General features: G+C 55.5%; 19 protein-coding genes and 7 pseudogenes. 15 read left to right on the top strand and 11 right to left on the bottom strand.

The window, feature by feature from the left end:
- Position 1 precedes the first annotated feature (1 nt).
- A pseudogene (locus QTO30_RS01275) lies at positions 2-426 on the top strand (TIGR01244 family sulfur transferase).
- On the opposite strand, the gene QTO30_RS01270 reads toward QTO30_RS01275, so the two are convergent.
- The 5 genes from QTO30_RS01270 to QTO30_RS01250 all read right to left on the bottom strand — a co-directional run bounded on the left by QTO30_RS01270 (position 423) and on the right by QTO30_RS01250 (position 6,296).
- Positions 423-1,541, bottom strand: a complete 1,119-nt coding sequence (locus tag QTO30_RS01270) for a FliM/FliN family flagellar motor C-terminal domain-containing protein (RefSeq protein ID WP_340421972.1) — start codon at positions 1,539-1,541, stop codon at positions 423-425. The pseudogene QTO30_RS01275 and the gene QTO30_RS01270 overlap by 4 nt on opposite strands.
- A 43-nt stretch (positions 1,542-1,584) precedes the next feature.
- Positions 1,585-4,278, bottom strand: a complete 2,694-nt coding sequence (locus QTO30_RS01265; protein WP_340421970.1) for a sensor histidine kinase — start codon at positions 4,276-4,278, stop codon at positions 1,585-1,587.
- Positions 4,275-4,550 (bottom strand): hypothetical protein, encoded by a 276-nt coding sequence (locus QTO30_RS01260; RefSeq protein WP_340421968.1) that lies wholly within the window; start codon positions 4,548-4,550, stop codon positions 4,275-4,277. The genes QTO30_RS01265 and QTO30_RS01260 overlap by 4 nt, the downstream gene beginning before the upstream one ends.
- Positions 4,547-4,915, bottom strand: a complete 369-nt coding sequence (locus tag QTO30_RS01255) for a response regulator transcription factor (RefSeq protein WP_340421966.1) — start codon at positions 4,913-4,915, stop codon at positions 4,547-4,549. The genes QTO30_RS01260 and QTO30_RS01255 overlap by 4 nt, the downstream gene beginning before the upstream one ends.
- Before the next feature lie 79 nt (positions 4,916-4,994).
- A complete protein-coding gene (locus tag QTO30_RS01250) occupies positions 4,995-6,296 on the bottom strand; it encodes a short-chain fatty acyl-CoA regulator family protein (protein WP_340421965.1) in 1,302 nt (433 codons plus the stop codon).
- Between the two features lie 220 nt (positions 6,297-6,516).
- On the opposite strand from QTO30_RS01250, the gene QTO30_RS01245 reads away from it, so the two are divergent.
- From QTO30_RS01245 to aat, 11 genes and pseudogenes are all read left to right on the top strand, one after another.
- Positions 6,517-7,860 (top strand): substrate-binding protein, encoded by a 1,344-nt coding sequence (locus tag QTO30_RS01245; RefSeq protein WP_340421963.1) that lies wholly within the window; start codon positions 6,517-6,519, stop codon positions 7,858-7,860.
- 130 nt (positions 7,861-7,990) lie between these two features.
- Positions 7,991-9,023: pseudogene (locus QTO30_RS01240) on the top strand (branched-chain amino acid ABC transporter permease).
- 4 nt (positions 9,024-9,027) lie between these two features.
- Positions 9,028-10,227: a branched-chain amino acid ABC transporter permease gene (locus QTO30_RS01235; RefSeq protein ID WP_340421960.1), complete on the top strand. Its 1,200-nt coding sequence runs from the start codon at positions 9,028-9,030 to the stop codon at positions 10,225-10,227.
- A gap of 12 nt (positions 10,228-10,239) precedes the next feature.
- Positions 10,240-10,758 (top strand): annotated as a pseudogene (locus QTO30_RS01230) (ABC transporter ATP-binding protein); the annotation flags it as partial.
- A gap of 15 nt (positions 10,759-10,773) precedes the next feature.
- The gene (locus QTO30_RS22005; RefSeq protein WP_413785274.1) at positions 10,774-10,998 is read left to right on the top strand and encodes a hypothetical protein; all 225 of its coding nucleotides are present in this window, start codon (positions 10,774-10,776) and stop codon (positions 10,996-10,998) included.
- Between the two features lie 44 nt (positions 10,999-11,042).
- Positions 11,043-11,210, top strand: a complete 168-nt coding sequence (locus tag QTO30_RS22000; RefSeq protein ID WP_445327121.1) for a hypothetical protein — start codon at positions 11,043-11,045, stop codon at positions 11,208-11,210.
- A gap of 14 nt (positions 11,211-11,224) precedes the next feature.
- A pseudogene (locus tag QTO30_RS01225) lies at positions 11,225-11,793 on the top strand (ABC transporter ATP-binding protein).
- A 117-nt stretch (positions 11,794-11,910) separates the two neighbouring features.
- Positions 11,911-12,246: a hypothetical protein gene (locus tag QTO30_RS01220; protein ID WP_340421957.1), complete on the top strand. Its 336-nt coding sequence runs from the start codon at positions 11,911-11,913 to the stop codon at positions 12,244-12,246.
- Positions 12,247-12,363: 117 nt separating this feature from the next.
- A pseudogene (gene accB, locus QTO30_RS01215) lies at positions 12,364-12,869 on the top strand (acetyl-CoA carboxylase biotin carboxyl carrier protein).
- A 10-nt stretch (positions 12,870-12,879) separates the two neighbouring features.
- A pseudogene (accC, locus tag QTO30_RS01210) lies at positions 12,880-14,227 on the top strand (acetyl-CoA carboxylase biotin carboxylase subunit).
- A gap of 4 nt (positions 14,228-14,231) precedes the next feature.
- A complete protein-coding gene (gene aat / locus QTO30_RS01205) occupies positions 14,232-14,882 on the top strand; it encodes a leucyl/phenylalanyl-tRNA--protein transferase (protein ID WP_340421955.1) in 651 nt (216 codons plus the stop codon).
- Here aat and QTO30_RS01200 read toward each other — a convergent pair.
- From QTO30_RS01200 to QTO30_RS01180, 5 genes and pseudogenes are all read right to left on the bottom strand, one after another.
- Positions 14,846-15,322: a DUF2155 domain-containing protein gene (locus QTO30_RS01200; RefSeq protein ID WP_340421954.1), complete on the bottom strand. Its 477-nt coding sequence runs from the start codon at positions 15,320-15,322 to the stop codon at positions 14,846-14,848. The genes aat and QTO30_RS01200 overlap by 37 nt on opposite strands.
- A 10-nt stretch (positions 15,323-15,332) precedes the next feature.
- Complete coding sequence (locus QTO30_RS01195) at positions 15,333-15,716, bottom strand: NADH:ubiquinone oxidoreductase subunit NDUFA12 (protein ID WP_340421952.1); 384 nt, start codon at positions 15,714-15,716, stop codon at positions 15,333-15,335.
- 60 nt (positions 15,717-15,776) lie between these two features.
- Entirely contained in the window at positions 15,777-16,160 is a 384-nt protein-coding gene (locus QTO30_RS01190) for a RidA family protein (protein WP_340421950.1), read from the bottom strand.
- 4 nt (positions 16,161-16,164) lie between these two features.
- Positions 16,165-17,430 carry an ATP-dependent Clp protease ATP-binding subunit ClpX gene (clpX, locus tag QTO30_RS01185; RefSeq protein ID WP_340421948.1) on the bottom strand — a complete coding sequence of 422 codons (1,266 nt, stop codon included), beginning with the start codon at positions 17,428-17,430 and terminating at the stop codon, positions 16,165-16,167.
- Between the two features lie 222 nt (positions 17,431-17,652).
- Positions 17,653-18,274, bottom strand: a pseudogene (locus QTO30_RS01180) (ATP-dependent Clp protease proteolytic subunit).
- A gap of 130 nt (positions 18,275-18,404) precedes the next feature.
- Here QTO30_RS01180 and QTO30_RS01175 point away from each other — a divergent pair.
- From QTO30_RS01175 to QTO30_RS01165, 3 genes are all read left to right on the top strand, one after another.
- Entirely contained in the window at positions 18,405-18,725 is a 321-nt protein-coding gene (locus QTO30_RS01175) for an ArsR/SmtB family transcription factor (RefSeq protein WP_340421947.1), read from the top strand.
- Complete coding sequence (locus tag QTO30_RS01170) at positions 18,718-19,167, top strand: SRPBCC domain-containing protein (RefSeq protein WP_340421945.1); 450 nt, start codon at positions 18,718-18,720, stop codon at positions 19,165-19,167. Before QTO30_RS01175 ends, QTO30_RS01170 begins: the two co-directional genes overlap by 8 nt.
- An 82-nt stretch (positions 19,168-19,249) precedes the next feature.
- Positions 19,250-20,023, top strand: coding sequence for a fumarylacetoacetate hydrolase family protein (locus tag QTO30_RS01165; protein ID WP_340421943.1), 774 nt, complete (start codon positions 19,250-19,252; stop codon positions 20,021-20,023).
- On the opposite strand, the gene folE2 is transcribed toward QTO30_RS01165, so the two are convergent.
- Positions 20,020-21,123, bottom strand: a complete 1,104-nt coding sequence (gene folE2 / locus QTO30_RS01160) for a GTP cyclohydrolase FolE2 (protein ID WP_340425851.1) — start codon at positions 21,121-21,123, stop codon at positions 20,020-20,022. The genes QTO30_RS01165 and folE2 overlap by 4 nt on opposite strands.
- Positions 21,124-21,228 lie beyond the last annotated feature (105 nt).

The raw sequence follows: 21,228 nt of genomic DNA, 5'->3' as shown, positions 1-21,228 counted from the left end.
CATGGATATTCGACAGCTTAGCCCGACCTACGCCGTATCGCCCCAAATTGACGTGGCCGACATCCCCGCCATCGCCGAGGCGGGGTTCACCACCATCATTTGCAACCGGCCAGATACAGAGGTCCCCCCAGCCACCAAGCACAGGCGATTGAAGCCGCCGCGCAGGCGGCAGGCCTTGCCTTTGTGACCATTCCGGTCACCCATCAGGGACTGAACATGGATATGATCATGGCACAAAAAGAAGCGATGGACAGCTCTGACGGGCCGACACTTGCCTATTGCGCATCTGGCACAAGGTCTTCCATCGTCTGGTCATTTGGACAAGCCACCGAGATGCCCGCAGACGATATCATCGCAGCGACTTCTGCTGCGGGCTACGACCTGGGTGGCATGCGCGCCCAACTAGAGGCATTGGCCAACCGTTAAGGCGCGTCAGGGTCGAAGGACAAATCACTGGTTTCTTCGATACCATCCGATGTCTGGTCGATCCCCAAAGGCGCTTCTACCGATTCATCCCGAACAGGCAATGGGTCGTCATCCAGATCCAGACCAATCCCGACGTTGGGCGTGTCGGTCATCGATGCGCCACCCACCGTTTCAATGTCCATAGGATCGGGCAAGGGCATGACTGTGTCACCTCGCGCACCGGGCAGCTCGGTCAATTGTGGCATGGGAGCGACCTCAAGCCGGACGGCGCGGTAACCGCCAATCTGCCCCAATTTGGCTTGCGCCACCTCATCTCCACCCGCAGACAAAAGGCGCACGGAACTGACGGTGCAACCGGGCAGTGTTAGGATTGATCCCACCTGCAAACCCTTTGCGGTTGCCAGTGATATGGGAAAGCGATGCAGCAAAGCGTCAAGGCAGGCTGGCGCATCTGTAACATTGTCCTGAAAACGGCTGTCCCAGTCGACCGGGACTTCGACAACGGTTTCGACGTCCGGCGTTTCCTGTATCACCGGCAAGGCGATCGCCAACTCTGCTTGGCGATCTGCGACCCCGAGGTCCACACTCAACCGTACAATACGGTAATCGCAGTCCTCCAACACGAGGCCCGCGGCCCGTGTGCTGTCCACCTTACGGCCCAGCGCGGCACCATCCATCCATCCCGCCAGCGGCGTATCCATCACAGCTTGCGGGAAAGCTGCCAAGAACGCCTGCAACAATGGCTCACAAAGTGTCTTATCCGTGAGCGTGGGCGCACGCGCCTCAGCTGGCTGGCCCAGAACAGCACCCATCGTCGCCATTTCAAGAATTGCCGCGCGCATCTCCATATCCAGCGCAATTAACCCGATCAGGCAACCGTCCCGCTCCAACCCAACCAACATCAACTCATCCGCCAATGCTCCTAACATGTCATCAAGGCCAGTCACCTCTTCGGCGACGCTTTGTACAGTCAGCACAAGTCCAACCATGTCATTGGCAGCCTTTGTCAGCGCCAAACGCACGGCACGCGAAGAGGTCAACGGATTTTCCGCAACCTCTCCCCCTTGCGAACGGGTCATCCGCCGCAGCAATGTCACTTGGGTGCTTTCAGTCATAGGCCTGCCACTGATACTCCGTCGCAGTGATAGCGAAAACTGGTTACGTTTTCTCTAACGCCGCCACGGATTTCGCCCGCGGCAGCCGCACACGAAAGGCTGCGCCATCAGGTTGCGACAGATAGGACACGTCGCCGCCCAGTCTGTGCATGACCTCTCGGCAAATGGCGAGGCCCAGACCAGCCCCGCCTGCTTTTGATCCGTCCGCCACGCGCGAGAATTTTTCAAAGATCAAATCCTGGTTCTCGGGGGCGATTCCGCTGCCATTGTCCATGAAATCAACAACATATGCATCTCGATGCTGATGCACCTTAATCTGAAGCTTTGGGTCGTCAGCGTCACAATACTTACGCGCATTTGCGATCAGGTTGATAAATACCTGCGTCAGGCGGTCCAGATCAGTCACAAGCTGCAGACCTTCGTGGTTTGGGTCACGTTGGATCTCCAATACCCCATCATGGGTGCCTGCCGCACGCACCGCGCGGTCCAGCAGGTCTGATAGGTTGCCCGTGTTTTCGCGCAACTCAACCTGACCGTTTTCAAGCACCGATAAATCCAGCAGATCATCCAGCAAGCGGGTCAACCGGACGGCCTCATCATGAATAATACTGGCATAGCGCCCCTGCTCATCGCTCATCTCGCCATCGCGCAGGATATCCGAAAACGACCGGATCGACGTCATCGGGGTTCGCAGTTCGTGGCTGATCTGACTGAGGAAAGCATCTTTCTGGATCGATAGCGCCGTCAACTTGTCATTGGCCGCGCGCAGGGCACGTGCTGTGCGTTCCTGTTCCTGCGATTTCGCTTCCAACTGGTTCGAGTATTCAAGGATTTGCGCGGCTTCATCGGCCACGGCAATCAGGTCTTGGACCGAAACATTGCTGCCTCCGATCAACTGCCCGATCATGGCATGGGCCGTTGCGGCACCTACAGAACCGGCCAAAACCCGTTCAAGCCGTTCAATGAAATCCGGTGTCACCTCGGGCAGATAGCCGACCTTACCTTGGCGTTCGGCCTCTTGCGTGAAAAGCGCCTGCGCTTCTTTGCTGCCCATGATCCGCTGGGCCATGATCAGCAGATCCTCGGCACCTGTTGCAGCCCCCGACCAGGCGGGTGCGGCAGTAGAGTGTTCAAAGACGTTGACGAACTGCGCACCCTGCAACCGTTCCAGCGGGGCCGGAAACGTCAGTAAAGAACAGATCACGAACATCGCAGAATTCAACAGCATCGACCACAAAATCCCGTGCACCAAAGGATCCAGCCCGTTCACCCCAAAGAGCGCTTGTGGTCGCAGCCAGGATATACCGTAAAGCCCCTCTTCCAACACCGCCTGGCTGATGACCGCATCAACACCAAAGCTGGGCAGGAACAATGTCCACATCCAGATCACCAAGCCGGTAATCAGCCCTGCGGCAGCACCGATACCGGTCGCCCCCCGCCAAAAGATACCACCGATCATTGCAGGCAGGATTTGCACAGCACCTGTAAACGAAATCAAACCAATGGCCGCGAGCGCTGTCCCACCACCTGACATACGGTAGTACAAAAACCCCAGTGCCATAATCCCAGCCACAGATAAGCGCCGGGCCAGCAGGATGACATTGCGCACGTCACCGGACATGACAGCCTGTTGATTGGCTTGCACACTCAGCCAGATCGGTACGACAATGTGGTTCGAGACCATCGTGGCCAATGCAATCGTCGCCACAATGACCATCGACGTTGCCGACGAAAAACCACCCAGAAATGACAACACCGCCAAACCATCACGCCCCTCGCTCAGCGGGACGGTCAAAACAAAGAGGTCAGGGTTGCTGCCCGCGGGCAGCAGATCAAGACCGATGACGGCAATGGGCACGACAAAAAGGCTCATCATGAACAGATAAAGCGGGAATGCCCAACTCGCGATGTGCAGGTGGCGCTCATCAGCGTTTTCTACAACCAGCACTTGGAACATGCGTGGCAGGCATAGAAAAGCGGCACCAGACAGGAAGATGAGGCTAATCCAGCGCCCGCTGTCTTCGTTCCACAACACGATGTCGGATTGGTCAATCCGGTTCAGCATCTCACCCGGACCACCGGCAATGCCCCACACAACAAAGACCCCCACTGCGACCAACGCCAACAGTTTGACAACCGCTTCAACCGCAATCGCGATCACGACGCCATGGTGACGTTCATTGGCGTCAAGGTTGCGTGTCCCAAAAATGATCGTGAAGACGGCCAGACCAACAGCCACCCACATCGAAGTGGCGACAAAATCAGGCTGGTTCCAGCTGGCCCCTTCACTTTGGGCGAAGACGGCAAAAGACAAAGTGACGGATTGCAACTGCAACGCAATATAAGGTGTGCCTGCGATAACCGAAATAACAGTGACAATCATTCCCAACTGTGTCGATTTGCCAAAACGGGATGATACAAGATCAGCAATTGACGTAATGCGCTGTGCCCGGCCGATCCGCACCAACCTGCGCAAGACCCACCACCACCCGACCATGACAAGGGTTGGGCCGAGGTAGATCGTCACAAACTCCAGCCCCGAACGGGCGGCATAACCGACTGCACCATAAAAGGTCCAGGCGGTACAATAGATGCTGAGCGATAGGGTATATATCCATGGCGAGGTCAGCCAGTTCGAGTGGCCATTTGCCGCGCGTCGTTCAGCGATGAAGGCAATTGCAAAAAGAAAAACAACATAGCCCAGCGCCACTACAAGAAGGGCATTGAACGACATCATTCGTCTAGCGGGTCCTGCGTGTGCTGCGCTGCGTCATCGCGCATCAAGCCAGACAAGGCAGCAGTCAAAACAATCAAAATGACCCAAGCACCAAAGACATAAAGCAAAGCGGTTGAGTCAATTTCATCCTGGGCCGCACCATCGGTCCACGCGAGGGGAATTGCAAACAGTGTGATGCCAAGGAAGGGAATAAACCTGGCGGCATCCCTGATGCGTCTTTGGCGATAGCTTGCTCGCTGAAGAAAGACAGAAGATGGTGGCGTGCGGCTCATGCCTCCATCAGGTGGCGCACGTGATCGCGCACTTCACTGTTGGAAAAAGGTTTTGTCATGAACAGATTTGCGCCAAGGCGCATGGCCAGATCCCGGTCCTTGTCCTGACCCCGCGCCGTCAGCATCATAACAGGCGTCTGCTTGGTCACATCGTGGCCGCGTAAATCGCGCAAGATATCAAACCCGCTACGCCCCGGCAGCATCACATCAAGGATAATGACGTCCGGCGGCAGAGCCAGAACCTTGTCCATCGCGGATGTTCCATCTTCATGGGTATGCACGGTCCAACCGTCACGTGAGAGTATAAAGCTGATCGCCTCGATAATATTTGGCTCATCTTCGATCAAAAGGACACGTTTGCCCATTTCATCGCCTCCCTGTCGACTTTCCCCTTTGGCAAAAAGGGGCCCCCTCATACAACTATCACGCTAAACGAGGGTGCTGTCAAAGCTCTGTTTGCAGGTTCATTCCCAGAAGCGCTGGTTCCCGGCGGCTGGCACATTGCCTGCGTGGGCAAATCCGGCAAGAAACACCAACGGGATTGGGGACAGTCGCCGGTTCAGGCGGGTCTGGCATGACCAACATCATACTTTGCAAAGCTGGCGGCGCGTCAAACGGTGTGGGGCCATTGGGCTCCGCCAAAGCAAAGCACAACAAGCGCGTTGCGTTGGCCCCCGGCATCTCAACATCCATGCGGATCGGTTGGTAAGGCCTGCTGAGCGCACCATAAAGCGGCCACAGCGGGCAGGCCCCGCCGGATCGTGGCATCGTAAAACCGGGCACGGGTTTAATGAACGTCAAAGCACCTGCTGCGTCACAGATCACCAGTCCCATTGGCGGATGCCGTTTGTGCGGCGGCAATTGCGCCAAACGCCGCATGACAACCGACAAAGGCACCCCAAAGACCTGGGCAATAACTGCTGGATCGTAGTTATGCTTGCGACATGCTTTTTCAAATGGGGCAAGTGGTAGCTTCGCAACATCCGCTGCATAGCCTTGTAGAACATCATAAAGAACGGTTTTGGCGGGCCCATCCAGCCCGGCATCGCGCAAAACAGCATTGGGGCTGGCCCCCTCTTCCAACGCAGCAATGTGAAACCCGCTACCTTCGAGATAGCTTTCCACCAATTCAAACGGAGAACCCGACTGCTCAAGGACGCCCTCTGGGGCTTCAAGATAGGCAATCAGCGCTTCACTACTGTCGGCCAGACGCACACTGTCATTGTGAATATTTTCATGAAACCGGCGCTGCCAATCCTGATCCAAGTCTTCTGGTCCCACCAGAATGGAAGCTGATGAGCGGATCGCACTGACTGCCGAGATCACTTCGTGCAGCGACCCGGCAAGTTGCGGATCATAGGCAATACGATCTGTCAGAACCCGCCCTCTTTCTTCCAATGCCGCAATTTTCCGTGCCTGAGCTGCAATCAAAGCACCCCAGCCGGGAAAACGCGCGGCCAGTTCCTCGGTCCGATCTACTTCAACAGTACTGCTCATATTGGCGGCAGCACTGCGCATCTGATCAAGTGTCTCGTTATCGACGCCGTCGGCCAAAAGCGCCGTGTCTACTTCAAGCACACGCGCAAGATCAGCGAGTAGCTTTCCGCCGATTCTGCGCCTATTGTGCTCTATCAAGTTCAAATAAGATGGTGAGATACCAACTGTTTCCGCGACAGATGCTTGCTTCAACCCCCGGTCGAGCCGCTTCTCGCGAATACGGGATCCTACGAGTCTTTGGTTGGGCAAGGCGAATTCCCCTATTGGTTTCAGTGGCTTTCTGCGGGCGCAAGAAAAAAGTCTTACAGATTCTAAATGATACTTGTTCATAATTTTACAAATTAGTCTAGTGCTCTCAATGGTTTGTTGTCGGAAAGGATCACCGTCACCCAAAGTGGTGAAGTACTGCAAAGTGCGCGCGGGTTGGGCGAACTGGTCCAACTCGCTTCAATCTTTAGGGAGGATAATAATGTCCAAATCAAATTTCTCGCGTCGTGGCGTGCTCAAAACTGGTATGGTTGCCAGTGCGGGCCTTGCTCTGCCGCAGTATCTGAGTGCGCAAGAATCCGGATACACAAATGCGCCAGGCGACAGTGAAGTCATTCTGGGCTTCAACGTGCCACAAACGGGTCCATATGCTGACGAAGGCGCAGACGAGCTGCGCGCTTATGAGTTGGCGGTTGAGCACCTGAATGGTGGCGGCGACGGTGGCATGATGTCCACATTCTCGTCACAGGCGCTGGATGGCACAGGTATCCTGGGTCGCGAAGTAAAATATGTAACTGGTGATACGCAGACAAAATCTGACGCTGCGCGTGCTTCTGCCCGTTCGATGATCGAAAAAGACGGCGCAATCATGATCACCGGCGGGTCATCCTCTGGTGTGGCCGTGGCTGTGCAGGCGCTTTGCCAAGAGGCTGGCATCATCTTTATGGCGGGTCTGACCCACTCCAACGACACTACCGGTAAAGACAAGCGGGCGAATGGTTTCCGTCACTTCTTTAACTCGTATATGTCTGGCGCGGCGCTGGCACCGGTGCTTGAGGCCGCTTACGGCAACAGCCGGAAAGCCTATCACCTGACCGCGGACTATAACTGGGGCTACACCACACAGGAAGCTGTGCAGTCGTCCACGGAAGCCATGGGTTGGGAAACTGTGAACACGGTGCTGACACCGCTGACACAGACGGACTTCTCGTCTTACATTGCGCCTGTTCTGAACTCTGGTGCTGACGTTCTGGTTCTGAACCACTACGGCGGTAACATGGTGAACTCGCTGACCAACGCAGTTCAGTTTGGTCTGCGCGATGCGCAAGCGAACGGCCAGAACTTTGAAATCGTTGTTCCGCTGTACTCTCGCCTGATGGCGAAAGGTGCGGGTGCCAACGTTAAAGGCATCTTCGGTTCGACAAACTGGCACTGGTCACTGCAAGACGCTGGTTCGCAAGCCTTTGTCCGTTCGTTCGGCACAAAGTACGGCTTCCCACCATCGCAGGCGGCGCACACATGCTACGTGCAGACACTGCTCTATGCAGATGCGGTCACACGCGCCGGTTCGTTCAACCCATGTGCGGTTGACGAAGCGCTCGAGGACTTTGAGTTCGACGGCTTGGGTAACGGCCCAACGCTGTACCGTGGCGATGACCACCAGTGCTTCAAAGACGTGCTGGTCGTGAAGGGTAAAGAGAACCCAGACAACGAGTTCGACCTTCTTGAAATCGTTGAAGTCACACCTGCTGCACAGGTCACATATCCAGCAGATCACCCGCAGTTTGCCGGTGGTGCATTGGGCTCCTGTAACCCAGGCGCATAAACAAAACAGGCGCAGGTCACCCAAACCATGGGTGACCTGCACACCATAGGGTCATGCAACGCCAGTCATGGGCAGTGGCGTCATCACGCGCACCTATTGTGCATCCCCACAACTGATCAGAGGTCACCAGATGGACCAGTTCATTCTTCAAATTCTTAACGGGCTTGATAAAGGCTCCGCATATGCGCTGATTGCCTTGGGTCTGACGCTTATTTTTGGCACGCTTGGCGTTGTGAACTTTGCCCATGGTGCCCTGTTCATGCTGGGTGCTTTTGTGGCCGTGACGGTCAGCAACCTGCTGACACTGAGCCACAAGGTCATTGATGAAACACGCACTGACTTTCTGGGCAACCCGCTTCAGGTCGATGTTCCTTACTTGTACGATATGTTCGGGCAAGCCGCCGGTGATGCGATCATCGACTGGGCCGTCCCAATTTCGATCTTGATCGCGATCCCTGTGATGGTGGCCATTGGTTTCATCATGGAACGCGGCCTGATCAAGCACTTCTACAAGCGCCCACATGCCGACCAGATCCTCGTGACCTTTGGTTTGGCGATCGTGATCCAGGAAATCGTCAAATATTTCTACGGTGCCAACCCCATTCCAACACCCGCACCAGAAGCTTTCGTTGGCGCATTCGACTTTGGTGTCATCCTTGGATTTGAGCCGAACGCCATCAGCTACCCCTACTGGCGCCTTGTCTACTTCTTCTTCTCGGTCTTCATCATCGGTGCTGTCTTTGCCTTCTTGCAATTCACCACCTTCGGGATGGTGGTCCGGGCTTAGCATGGCCGATCGTGAAACGGTAGGCATCCTTGGCATCGACATCGACAAGCGGTTCACGATCATGTTCGGGATCGCGGCCGCGGTGGCAGGGCTGGCGGGTGTGATGTACGCACCTATCAACTCGCCCAACTATCATATGGGTATGGACTTTCTTGTGCTCAGCTTTGTGGTGGTGGTTGTCGGCGGTATGGGGTCGTTGCCAGGTGCTGTCGCCGCAGGGTTCCTGCTGGGGATTTTGGAGAGCTTTGCATCCATGTCAGCCGTTATCGACTTCCTGCCCGGCATCAACCAGATCATCATCTACCTTGTTGCAATTATCATTCTGTTGACGCGTCCGCGTGGCCTGATGGGCCGCAAAGGCGTGATGGAGGAGTAAGCCAATGCTCGGACTTGAAAAGAAAGACTTCCGGCTGCTGCTGATCGTGATCGGTCTGACGATGCTCGCACCCTTCATCCTGAACCCCTTCCCTGAAGGGTCTGAAATGGCGCAGTTCAACGCGGGTTATCCGGACCTGATGCAGCGTTTTGTGATCTTTGGGATCTTCGCCATTGGCTTCAACATCCTCTTCGGCCTGACCGGATACCTCTCATTCGGCCACGCCGCCTTCCTGGGTGCCGGGTCTTATGGCGCGGTCTGGATGTTCAAACTGCTGAGCATGAATGTGCTGCTTACGATTGCGATTAGTGTTGTGATTGCAGGCCTTTTCTCGCTCATCATCGGGTATATCTCGTTGCGGCGATCCGGAATTTATTTCTCGATCCTCACTCTGGCGTTTGCACAAATGTCATTTGCGCTGGCCTATTCGGTTCTGACACCGATCACTGGTGGCGAAACCGGGCTACAACTGGCACTTGATGATCCCCGTATCTTTGGTGTGTCGCAGACCGCAACGGGCAACATCCCTGTCCCCGCCCTCTTTGGTCTGGAAATGCGATCAAGCTTTGAGTGGGAAGTCGGTGCCTGGTTATTCACGTTCAATGCAGGCTACTACCTTGCGGCGCTCTTCTTGATCTTTGCATTCTACATGTCGATCCGCATCTTCCGGTCACCGTTTGGCATGATGCTGCGTGCGATCAAATCAAACCAGACCCGGATGAGCTATACCGGTCTGAACGCGCGGCCCTACACGCTGGCAGCCTTTGTGATTTCGGGCATGTATGCGGGTCTGGCAGGTGGGCTGATGGCCTCGATGGACCCATTGGCTGGTGCGGAACGTATGCAGTGGACGGCCTCGGGTGAGGTCGTGCTGATGACCATCCTTGGCGGTGCGGGCACATTGATCGGCCCGGTCCTGGGCGCAGGTATGATTAAATACTTCGAGAACATTTTCTCGAAGATCAATGAAACAATCCTGCACAGTTGGTTTGCTTTCCTGCCCGACGGGTTGGAAAATTTCGTGGTTGCGATGGTCTATCCGTTCATCGGTAAGGGCTGGCACCTGACACTTGGCATTGTGTTCATGCTTGTCGTGATCTTCCTGCCCGGTGGTCTGGTCCAAGGTGGTCAGAAAATCGCAGGGGTCTTCCGCCGGAAAAAACCGGAAAACGCCAAGCCAAACGCCACTGAACCAGCCGAATAAGGAGACAAACAGATGGGTTTGTTAGAAGTAAAAGGCATCAACAAACGGTTCGGCGGCCTGCAAGCGCTGGGTGACGTGAACCTGAGCGTCGCAGAAGGCAGCTTGCACGCCATCATCGGTCCCAATGGCGCAGGCAAGTCAACCTTGTTGAACGTGCTGGTCGGCAAGCTGATCCCCGACAGCGGATCAGTGATGTTTGACGGGCAATCCGTGCTAGGGCGAAAACCGCATGAGATCAATCAAATGGGGATCAGCCGGGTGTTTCAAACGCCAGAGATCTTCGGTGATCTGAGCGTGTTTGAAAACGTCATGATCCCTTGCTTTGCCAAGCGCGACGGCGCATTTCGTATGCATGCCATCGAAAGCATCTTTGCCGAAAGGGATATTCAGGAACAGGCAGATGCCATTCTTTCCGATGTGAACATGCTTGAGAAGAAAGACATGGTCGCCTCCAGCCTGTCACGTGGCGACAAGCGACGTCTGGAAATGGCAATGTGTCTGGTGCAGGATCCCAAGCTGCTGCTGTTGGACGAACCAACCGCGGGCATGGCGCGGGCCGATACGCAAAACACGATCAGCCTGCTAAAGGAAATCCGCGAAAAGCGCGGGATCACGATGGCAATCATCGAACATGACATGAACGTGGTCTTCTCACTGGCCGAACGGATTACCGTGCTGGCACAAGGCACGCCATTGGTCGAAGACACACCAGACAACATCAAAGGTCATCCCAAGGTCCGCGAAGCTTATCTTGGCGAGGCGCAAGTTTAACCCAGACCGTCGTGCTAAACGATGATCCGGGAGGAGACACTGAAATGAACGCACCCTTCAACAAACACGCCAACAATGCCGCCACCCACCCTGCCTATCTGAGCGTTTGGGAAATCGAGGCGTATTACGGCGAAAGCTACATTGTGCAAAACGTCAGCTTCAACATCCATGAAGGTGAGATTTTGGCTCTGCTGGGTCGCAATGGTGCCTAAGCAAGACCTCGACCCTGCGCACCATCGCCCGCCTTGATGATCCCGAGCTTACGCATGGCGAAATCTGGCTTGATCACAAGCCACTGCACGAGATGAAGAGCCACGAAGCCGCTGCCAATGGGATTTCTTTGGTGCCAGAGGATCGTCGCATCATTCCCGGTCTGACTGTCGAAGAGAACTTGAAATTGGCCCAGATCGCCCCCCACACGGGTGGTCGTTGGAGCGGATTTATGACCTGTTCCCGCGTTTGGGTGAACGCCGCACACAAGAGGGCGTTACGCTCTCGGGTGGCGAACAGCAGATGTTGTCGATCGCCCGTGCTTTGGCGCGTGACATCAAAGTTTTACTTTTAGATGAACCTTATGAGGGCCTTGCCCCCGTGATCGTGCAAGAGATCGCCAAGACGCTTGGTGTCATCCGGGATCAGGGCATCACCACGGTTATCGTAGAGCAGAACGCAGTTGCGGCGCTCAAACTCGCTGACCGTGCTGTCATTCTCGATATCGGCAAGGTCGTCTTTGATGGCTCGGCAAAAGAAGTGCTGGAGAACGAAGACCTGCGCGCGCAATACCTCGCGATCTGATCAGGTTCACCAGTTAATCTAAAATCGCAGAGAATAGCCTCTCTGCGATTAACTATTTGGTAATCCGAAAAAGCGAATCTTAACAGGCAACGTTCTCGTTTTTACGGAGCTAGACAAATGGATACAGCACTTAATATTCCGACACCCGCAGCCACTGTCACGGCGACCGCCCCGGTTTTACCACGCGCGATCACAACCAAGGTCCAAGCTGTAGAAAGCGCAGATAACAGTGCAACCCTTCCGGCAGATAAGCCCTTCATTGCGCAAGTGGTGACAGCCCGGCTTTCAGGATCTGAATTCCCCGAAAACCCTGCTGAAATCGCACCGCCAGAGCGGACCCTGCGCCCTTATGATGTGCCAATGCTGCCCTATGAAAATGGTGAAGCTGCAGACACCGCCACCGTTGCAGATACGCTGGCACCGACGGAAGACAGCACGACCAAAGACACATAGTCTTTTTCCGGGCGGCGATGCTTTCCACCTTCGCCAGCTTGCCCTATAAGCATTTTGATGCTTCGTGACGTAACGTCGTGAAAGCGCCAATAATATGGGCAACCGGCCGAGGACAAAATGGGCAACAAAACCTCTCATGACAGCGACGTCAGCTTTATTGCGGCATTGGCCGAACTGCTACGTGACAACGATCTGACAGAACTCCAAGTCAAACGCGACTACGGCGAGAATGACAGCCTGAACGTGCGTGTAAGCAGACAAACCCAGACAGTTGTTCAAGCAAACGTGCCAGCGGCAACGCCTGCCGCCACCGCCATTGCGCCAGCGGCAACACCTTTGCAGCCCCAGTTGCTGCCCCGGCCGCTGACAACTCTGATCCAGCTAGCCATCCTGGTGCGGTCACGTCCCCGATGGTTGGTACAGTCTACATGGCGCCTGAGCCGGATGCCGCACCCTTTACAAGAGTCGGCGCTGCGGTGAAAGAGGGCGATACGCTCTTGATCATCGAAGCCATGAAGACAATGAACCACATCCCTGCCCCGCGTGCCGGGACGATCAAGCGGATTCTGGTCGAAGACGGCGGGCCCGTCGAATTTGGCGCACCCCTCGTGATTATCGAATAAGGGCGGTCCCATGTTCGATAAAATTCTTATCGCAAACCGAGGCGAAATCGCCCTCCGCGTCGTGCGTGCCTGTCGCGAAATGGGCGTCAAATCTGTTGCTGTGCATTCAACCGCCGATGCGGACGCCATGCACGTACGTATGGCGGACGAGGCCATTTGCATTGGCCCCCCATCATCCGCGCAAAGCTATCTGTCGTTCCCCGCGATCATTTCCGCCTGCGAGATTACAGGCGCGCAGGCCATCCACCCCGGCTATGGCTTCCTGTCCGAAAACGCCGCCTTTGTTCAGGCGGTTGAGGACCACGACCTGACATTCATTGGCCCCACAGCCGAACATATCCGCGTCATGGGTGACAAGATCACCGCCAAAGACACTATGAAGGACCTCGGTGTGCCATGCGTACCCGGGTCTGATGGCGGCGTCCCGACGTTGGCAGACGCTCAGCGTATCGGCGAAGAGATCGGTTATCCGGTCATCATCAAGGCAACCGCTGGTGGCGGTGGCCGCGGCATGAAAGTGGCACAAACCGCCGCCGATATGGAACAGGCGTTCCATTCGGCGCGTGCCGAGGGCAAAGCCGCCTTTGGCAATGATGAAGTTTACATCGAGAAATACCTGACCACGCCGCGCCACATCGAAATTCAGGTGTTCGGCGATGGCAAAGGCAATGCGGTCCATCTGGGTGAGCGCGATTGTTCGCTACAACGCCGCCACCAGAAGGTCTTTGAAGAGGCACCGGGGCCCTGCATCACACCGGAATTGCGCGACCGGATCGGTAAGGTCTGTGCCGATGCCGTGGCCAAGATCAACTATATCGGCGCAGGCACGATCGAAGTTCCTGTTTGAGAATGACGAGTTCTACTTCATCGAAATGAACACGCGTTTGCAGGTCGAACACCCTGTGACCGAAGGCATCTTTGGCGTCGATCTGGTGCGCGAACAATTGCGCGTGGCGTCCGGCATGCCGATGTCATTCGGGCAGGACGATCTCAAAATCAACGGTCACGCCATTGAAGTACGGATTAACGCCGAACGACTACCCAACTTTGCACCCTGCCCGGGCACAATCACACAATACCACGCACCCGGTGGTTTGGGTGTGCGCATGGATTCGGCGCTCTATGACGGTTATCGCATCCCACCTTACTACGACAGTTTGATCGGCAAGCTGATCGTACACGGGCGTGATCGTCCCGAGGCGCTCGCCCGATTGGAACGCGCATTGGGTGAGCTGATCGTGGATGGTGTCGACACAACGGTGCCGCTTTTCCATGCGCTTTTGGCAGAAGAAGCCGTACAAACCGGTGAGTACAACATCCACTGGCTTGAACACTGGCTTGAAGAAAACCTGACCTAGGGCGGTGAAGGATAGCGGCCCCACCCTGACCACGGACCTGCTCTTGCAGGCGTATCAGGTCGGGGTCTTTCCCATGTCTGAAGGACGCAACGATCCAGAGGTGTTCTGGGTTGACCCCCGCATGCGCGGTATCCTACCGCTGGATGGTTTTCGCATTTCGCGCAGCCTCGCACGAACACTGCGGCGTGGCGCGTTTAACGTGACCTATGATCAGGCATTCGAAGACGTCCTGTGCGGTTGCGCGGATCGCGATGAAACATGGATCAACGACACTATCTTTGCACTTTACTGCCAATTGCATGGAGACGGTTTTGCCCATTCAATTGAGGTTTGGGATGGCAGGGCCCTTGTCGGCGGGGTCTACGGCGTCACCATTGGGGCGGCATTCTTTGGGGAAAGCATGTTTAGCCGCGCATCGGATGCGTCAAAGGTCGCCCTGGCCTTTCTCGTCGATAGGTTACGCCTTGGCGGTTTTCAGCTTTTTGATACGCAGTTCATCACGCCACATCTGGAAAGCCTGGGCGCCGTAGAGATTCCCCGTGACCACTATCGTGCAAAACTGACCGAGGCACTGGCACAAGAGGCATCATTTGAAAGCCCCGGCCCTCTGCCATCCGCTCAGGACGTCATACAGCGCAACGCCCACACGTCGTAACGGGGGTGGTCCATGGCGTTCAGCGCCGGTGCAGATGCTAGCATCCAACCCGAAAACAATGTGCCGTCAGTATCGCGCACAATAATCTGGGTAAAAGCATCACCCGACGGGTTTTCAATCGGGTATCGGCATTCGTTTAGCTTCACAGACAGGAATCCAAGCGTCGCCGTTTCACCTTTTTCGAGCGACAGATCACTGACCTGCCCGGTTAGCTTATCCAGAACGCGCAATTCACCACCGGGTGCGGTCGCGACCTCTTGCATGACCGCTTCGGTCGAGGTCGTCAGGAACTCTTCTTCCTCTTCGGCAGGCGTTGTGGTCAGTTGACCGATCAGCTCATCCAGCGGGATTTCTTCGATAGGTGTCGTTACAATTTCTTGTGCCGCGAGTGGCAGGGCAAGCAACGATGATGCGATGAAAGAAGCAAAAATCTGCCGCATGCCAAGCCCCCTATTCTGGCGTCCATGCCTCATAGTCAGAGCGCTCAACCGGGGCGGCACGGCGGATTGACCCTGCAGGCGCGTAGGCTGCCATTGTCCCAGTCAGGTTTTCCTGATGTGGCTTCTCCCACTCTTTGCGGGGCAGTGCGGCTTCGGTCGGTGGCTCATCCCATGTTCGGTGCAGCCAGCCATGCCATTCGGGCGCTACGCGGGATGCTTCGTTTTCGCCATTGTAGATGACCCAGCGGCGGCTGTCGTCGCTGTTACGGTAAAACACGTTGCCTTCTGCATCTTCGCCCACCTTGGTGCCATTGCGATTGGTCCAAAGCTGGGTTCCAAAAGATTGGCCATCCCACCATGTAAAGATACGTTTGAAGTTGTGAGCAAGGCTCATGTCGCGTCTCCGATTGCGTTGCCTATCCATGCACCAACGGCGGTGAAAGGTCCAGCGGGTTCAGGCGGGGACCCGCGCAGTCACCTCGATTTCGATCTTCATTTCCGGATTTTGCAACTGCGCTGAAATCATCGTTGCCGCCGGTTTCGCCATCGCAAAGGCTTTGGACGTAATTGGCCAGCACCGTGACCATTCTGTTTTGTCCAGGACGATGTAATTCACGCGCACCACATGATCCAGCCCACTGCCAGCTTCCTCCAACGCCTGTCCAATCGTTGCAAGCGCATTTGCGCACTGCGCTTCAATGCTCTCTGGCATCACCATATTCGCGTAGTCATAGCCGGTTGTCCCAGCAACAAAGACCCAGCCGTCTGCAACAACAGCACGGCTATATCCGATCTGTTCTTCAAAGGGTGAACCGGTCGAGATGTGGCGGACATTCAAAGGCCTAGCTCGCGGTCGCAGGCTCTTTCTTTTTGCCTTCGTCGTGGATCATCAACGGTGCCACTTCCGAGTTAACGGCCTCTTCGTTCACCACAACTTCGGTCACGGTATCCATGCCCGGCAGATCAAACATCGTATCGAGCAGGATGTCTTCCATGATCGAGCGCAGGCCACGCGCACCGGTTTTCCGCTCAATCGCGCGTTTGGCGATGGCGCCCAGCGCATCCTCGGTGAAGGTCAGTTTGGTATCTTCCAGATCGAACAGGCGCTGATACTGCTTCACCAATGCATTCTTTGGTTGGGTCAGGATTGTGATCAAAGCGTCCTCATCCAGATCGGTCAAGGTCGCGATCACCGGCAGACGCCCGACGAATTCCGGGATCAGGCCGAACTTCAACAAATCCTCTGGCTCTAGATCGGTGAAAATCTCGCCGATCCCCCGATCGTCATCTTCGCGCACATCGGCACCAAAGCCCATCGCAGAGCCTTTGCCGCGCTGCGCAATGATCTTGTCCAGACCTGCAAAGGCACCACCACAGATAAACAGGATATTCGTCGTATCCACCTGCAGGAATTCCTGCTGCGGATGCTTGCGCCCGCCTTGTGGTGGTACGGATGCAACGGTACCTTCCATGATCTTCAGCAATGCCTGCTGAACACCTTCGCCCGACACGTCACGTGTAATGGACGGATTGTCCGACTTGCGCGTAATCTTATCGACTTCGTCGATATAGACGATGCCGCGCTGCGCGCGTTCGACGTTGTATTCAGACGCCTGCAACAATTTGAGGATGATGTTTTCGACATCTTCGCCCACATAGCCCGCTTCTGTCAGTGTTGTTGCATCGGCCATTGTGAAAGGCACATCAAGGATACGCGCCAGCGTCTGCGCGAGCAGCGTTTTACCGCACCCAGTTGGTCCGATCAGCATGATGTTGGATTTCGCCAGTTCGATGTCTGATTTCTCAGCATGGTTCAGGCGTTTGTAGTGATTGTGCACCGCCACAGACAATACCCGCTTTGCATGCAGTTGCCCAATGACATAGTCATCCAGAACACCACAAATCTCAGAGGGGGTTGGTACGCCGTCACCGGCCTTCAGTCCGGCTGTCTTGGTCTCTTCCCGGATGATGTCCATGCAGAGTTCGACACATTCGTCGCAGATAAATACAGTCGGTCCAGCGATCAGCTTGCGCACTTCATGTTGGCTCTTGCCGCAGAAGCTGCAGTAGAGTGTGTTTTTGCTGTCGGTGCCGTTCGTATTCGCCATCTCAAACCTCTTGGCCCATGGGCCGATCAAACATAAATCGGACTGCGTTTAAACAACACTAGGACAGCCCGCCGAGGTCCACAATGTCAAAATGACCATACGCACTTCGTCGTTAACAATCCGCTAACGGCCCCGGTGAAAGCCTTATAGTACGACATTTGGTCATAAACATGACAAGCGCAACCGAAGCCGCGCTTGCCTGCTATCAATACAATGCTGGATTTAGTCTTCTGCCTTTGTGCGGTTCTCGACGATCTCGTCAATCAGGCCCCAGTCTTTTGCCTCTTCTGGTGACATGAAGTTGTCACGCTCCAGGGCGGCTTCGACCTTTTTGAGGGTATTGCCGGTGTGACGCACGTAGATTTCATTCAGGCGGGTCTTCAGTTTTTGGGTTTCAGCTGCATGGATCATAATATCCGTGGCCTGACCCTGATACCCGCCAGAGGGCTGGTGGACCATCACGCGGCTATTTGGCAATGAGAAACGCATGCCTTCGTGACCCGCCGTCAGCAAGAGCGATCCCATCGACGCGGCCTGCCCGATCACCAAGGTGCTGACCTTGGGGCGGATATATTGCATTGTGTCATAGATCGACAAACCAGATGTCACCACGCCACCCGGGCTGTTGATGTACATGCTGATTTCTTTCTTGGGATTCTCCGGATTCCAGATGCAGCAGTTGCGCAACGATCAGCTGGCTCATCCCATCATGCACAGGGCCATTCACGAAAATGATCCGCTCTTTCAGCAAACGAGAGAAAATGTCGTAAGCGCGCTCACCCCGTGCGGTCTGTTCGACCACCATTGGGACAAGGTTCATGTAAGTCTCTGTGGGGTCTTGCATATTACTGCCTCATGTTTGGACGGGACCGTCCTAGTTCAAATATCCTGACAGAGTCTTAGTGTTCGGGGTCAGGGGCTTCAAGTGCACACGAAAGGTTTGACGAATCGTAAGCCATGACTTACGGTAAGTCATGAATTACGAAGATGCAATCACCGCCCTTGCCGACCCGACACGCCGGGTGATCATTGATCGTTTGCGATCGGGTGCGCTGCCGGTTGGGGCTATCGCAAAAGGCATGACGATCAGCAGGCCAGCGGTCAGCCAACACCTGCGCGTCTTGTCCGATGCAGGGCTGTTGACTGTGACGCCCGCTGGCAACCGCAGGCTTTATGCCATTGCCCCCGACGGGGTTGCCGGATTGCGCGAATATCTGGACGGGCTGTGGGATGATGCTTTGGCGGCTTTCGCACGCGCTGCAGAGGAAAAAGCAAAGGAAAACAAAGATGAATGATCCAATCGAGAAAACCCTGACGGTCCCGCTGAACCCGGCAAAGGCTTTTGACCTATTCACCAGCGACATCGACACTTGGTGGCCCAAAGCTACGCATTCCGTGACCGGTGCAAAGGCAAAGGTGACCTTTCCAACCCATAAGGACGGCGAAATCGTCGAAGAAAGTGCCGATGGCACCCGCACGATCTGGGGCAAGCTGATCGCCTATGAACCCGGTGCATATCTGGCTTTTACCTGGCATCCGGGGCGCACGGAAAAAGAAGCTACGGTTGTGACCGTCACCTTCACCAAAACCGATGAAGGCACCCGCTGCGATCTGACACATGGCGGCTTCGATATATTGGGTGACACGGCAGATGCGGTCAGCACCAGCTACCTGCATGGCTGGGACATGGTGCTGGGCTGCTACGCCGCTGCGGTCAAGGCACCCGCTCTGATCTAAAACCGCCAAGATACACCCTCTTGCGAGAGTTTCGCTAAAGTTGCACCCTGCATGAAAATGTCCTTCATACGGGAGACGTGCAATGGCATGGGCGCGCATAGAAACGGCTGATAATCAAATCCTGACCGGAGTGATTGCAGATGGCAAACTTCATCCACGCGTAGCACTCGGTTCTGACGAAACAGCGGGCGAGCCTGTTAGCATGGAAGGCAGTACAATGCTGCCGCCGTGCGTACCGGGCAAGTTCATTGGACTTTGGAACAATTTCCATGCAGCTGCGAAGCGCAACGGTCTTGATATTCCCGCACATCCCCTCTTCTTTCTCAAACCGCTATCATCACTCGCTGGACCAAACGCAGGGGTCACCTTGCCCCCAGACATCGGCAGAGTAATTTTCGAAGGTGAATTGGGCGTTGTCATTGGCAGGACATGCAGCAACGTCAGCGTCTCGGACGCTGAAACTGCAATCCTCGGCTACACTTGCGTCAATGATATCACCGCATTGGATATCCTCACAGCCGATCCATCCTTCCCGCAATGGACCCGCGCGAAGGGGTTTGATGGGTTCGGCGTCATCGGCCCCGTCATCCAGACAGATATCGATTGGCGCGATTTGACGGTGAAGGTCATGGTGAACGGGCGCGAGCGGCAGTCTTATCCGGCATCCGACATGATCATGAACCCTGCGCAGATCGTCAGCGCGCTTTCCGCAGACATGACGCTCGAACCGGGCGACGTGATTGCTTGCGGCACATCTATCGGCGCGCGGCCAATTAAGGCCGGGATGGAAGTCGTCGTTGTGATTGATGGCATTGGTGCGTTGCCGGTCACCATTGCGGCGACCGACGCTGGTTAACCAATGTGGAACAGCGACTGAAACAGCCGTGGATCAATGCTCTCGGCTGCAAATGTTTCGCCTTCTGTCAGGACTGACACGGCGTCATGGCTGTGCAGGCTTTCTTGATGGCTGGCGATCACGCGAAAGTCTGAGATACGCGTATCCAATTGTAGTTGCTCGGTAAACAGACGGGCCGCATCCTCTACAAAGATGGGGTTCGCGGCATTTAACTCTGCAAACGCCTGTTCATCCTCGCGCTTGACCATCACCTGCGTTTCCGTCGGAACAGCGGCGCGGGCGCGATCAATCAGATCCTCGAACCAAAGTACATCAGCACCCTCTTCTAGCAGGACCGAGATGCGCGCCACGGATCGCTGCGAATGCGGTGTGGCCAGCTGGCCGCGGAATTGACGGGCATGTTCGGACAATTCCAGCGAACATGGGCAAGTTGATGAGTAGACATAGTCCAGATGCACGATCTTTTTGCGCACGCCAGCACTTTCAACCAGTTCCAGCGCAATATCGTAGTACTGATACCCCGACAGGCCCGAGCGTAGACTATCGACTTTCATCGGAAAGCTGAAACGCATTTGAATGCGCGCATCAAAGCTCTCAAGGTCGGTTTTATAAGCATCCAATGCCTGTTCGATGACTTCAAAGCTGAAGGTCTCTTCCGCGTGCTTATAGAAGGTCCGCATGATGCGGGACATGTTGATGCCCTTCTTTTCGGCCTCCAATGACACTGTGCCGGTGACCGACGTCTCAAGCGTCAGATCGCCGTTATCGCGGGTATGAAACCGGATCGGCAAGCGAAAATTCGAGATACCGACGTGCTGGATTTGCTGTTGCGCACCACGGATCAGACTGGACGGGCCGTTCTGCAAATCAGGCATGGACGCCTTATAGGCATCATCCACCTCAAAATCTTCGGGGTAAGCCCGTGCAAGCGCCGGATAATTCGACACTTCCTGCCCCGGGATCAAACGCGAGACCAGCGGATCAAGTGCGGCAACTTCCTCGGCCGTGACATCACCTGCCCAGCGACGCAACAGCGCCAACGCGGCTTCGGCCTCTTGGCGTGATGGCTCACGATCCATATCGGGTGAGTGGATATTCATATCTGTGCCCCCCATCGGTGCGTTAGACACCCCTAGATGGGGCGGCTTGTCCGAATTTCCAATGATATCTTTGTAGATACGTTGCAATTCCGCACGAGGATCAGT

It is taken from the genome of Yoonia sp. GPGPB17 (assembly GCF_037892195.1).
Classification (GTDB): domain Bacteria; phylum Pseudomonadota; class Alphaproteobacteria; order Rhodobacterales; family Rhodobacteraceae; genus Yoonia.
Note: the sequence above shows the minus strand (reverse complement) of the source record. Positions and strands in the feature narration are given on the sequence as shown.

Bases quoted from the DNA above. Each gene is read 5' to 3' on its own strand.
- QTO30_RS01270 (WP_340421972.1), bottom strand. From the start codon at position 1,541: ATGACTGAAAGCACCCAAGTGACATTGCTGCGGCGGATGACCCGTTCG.
- QTO30_RS01265 (WP_340421970.1), bottom strand. From the start codon at position 4,278: ATGATGTCGTTCAATGCCCTTCTTGTAGTGGCGCTGGGCTATGTTGTT.
- QTO30_RS01260 (WP_340421968.1), bottom strand. From the start codon at position 4,550: ATGAGCCGCACGCCACCATCTTCTGTCTTTCTTCAGCGAGCAAGCTAT.
- QTO30_RS01255 (WP_340421966.1), bottom strand. From the start codon at position 4,915: ATGGGCAAACGTGTCCTTTTGATCGAAGATGAGCCAAATATTATCGAG.
- QTO30_RS01245 (WP_340421963.1), top strand. From the start codon at position 6,517: ATGTCCAAATCAAATTTCTCGCGTCGTGGCGTGCTCAAAACTGGTATG.
- QTO30_RS01235 (WP_340421960.1), top strand. From the start codon at position 9,028: ATGCTCGGACTTGAAAAGAAAGACTTCCGGCTGCTGCTGATCGTGATC.
- QTO30_RS22005 (WP_413785274.1), top strand. From the start codon at position 10,774: ATGGCGCGGGCCGATACGCAAAACACGATCAGCCTGCTAAAGGAAATC.
- QTO30_RS22000 (WP_445327121.1), top strand. From the start codon at position 11,043: ATGAACGCACCCTTCAACAAACACGCCAACAATGCCGCCACCCACCCT.
- QTO30_RS01220 (WP_340421957.1), top strand. From the start codon at position 11,911: ATGGATACAGCACTTAATATTCCGACACCCGCAGCCACTGTCACGGCG.
- QTO30_RS01200 (WP_340421954.1), bottom strand. From the start codon at position 15,322: ATGCGGCAGATTTTTGCTTCTTTCATCGCATCATCGTTGCTTGCCCTG.
- QTO30_RS01195 (WP_340421952.1), bottom strand. From the start codon at position 15,716: ATGAGCCTTGCTCACAACTTCAAACGTATCTTTACATGGTGGGATGGC.
- clpX (WP_340421948.1), bottom strand. From the start codon at position 17,430: ATGGCGAATACGAACGGCACCGACAGCAAAAACACACTCTACTGCAGC.
- QTO30_RS01175 (WP_340421947.1), top strand. From the start codon at position 18,405: ATGAATTACGAAGATGCAATCACCGCCCTTGCCGACCCGACACGCCGG.
- QTO30_RS01170 (WP_340421945.1), top strand. From the start codon at position 18,718: ATGAATGATCCAATCGAGAAAACCCTGACGGTCCCGCTGAACCCGGCA.
- QTO30_RS01165 (WP_340421943.1), top strand. From the start codon at position 19,250: ATGGCATGGGCGCGCATAGAAACGGCTGATAATCAAATCCTGACCGGA.
- folE2 (WP_340425851.1), bottom strand. From the start codon at position 21,123: ATGAATATCCACTCACCCGATATGGATCGTGAGCCATCACGCCAAGAG.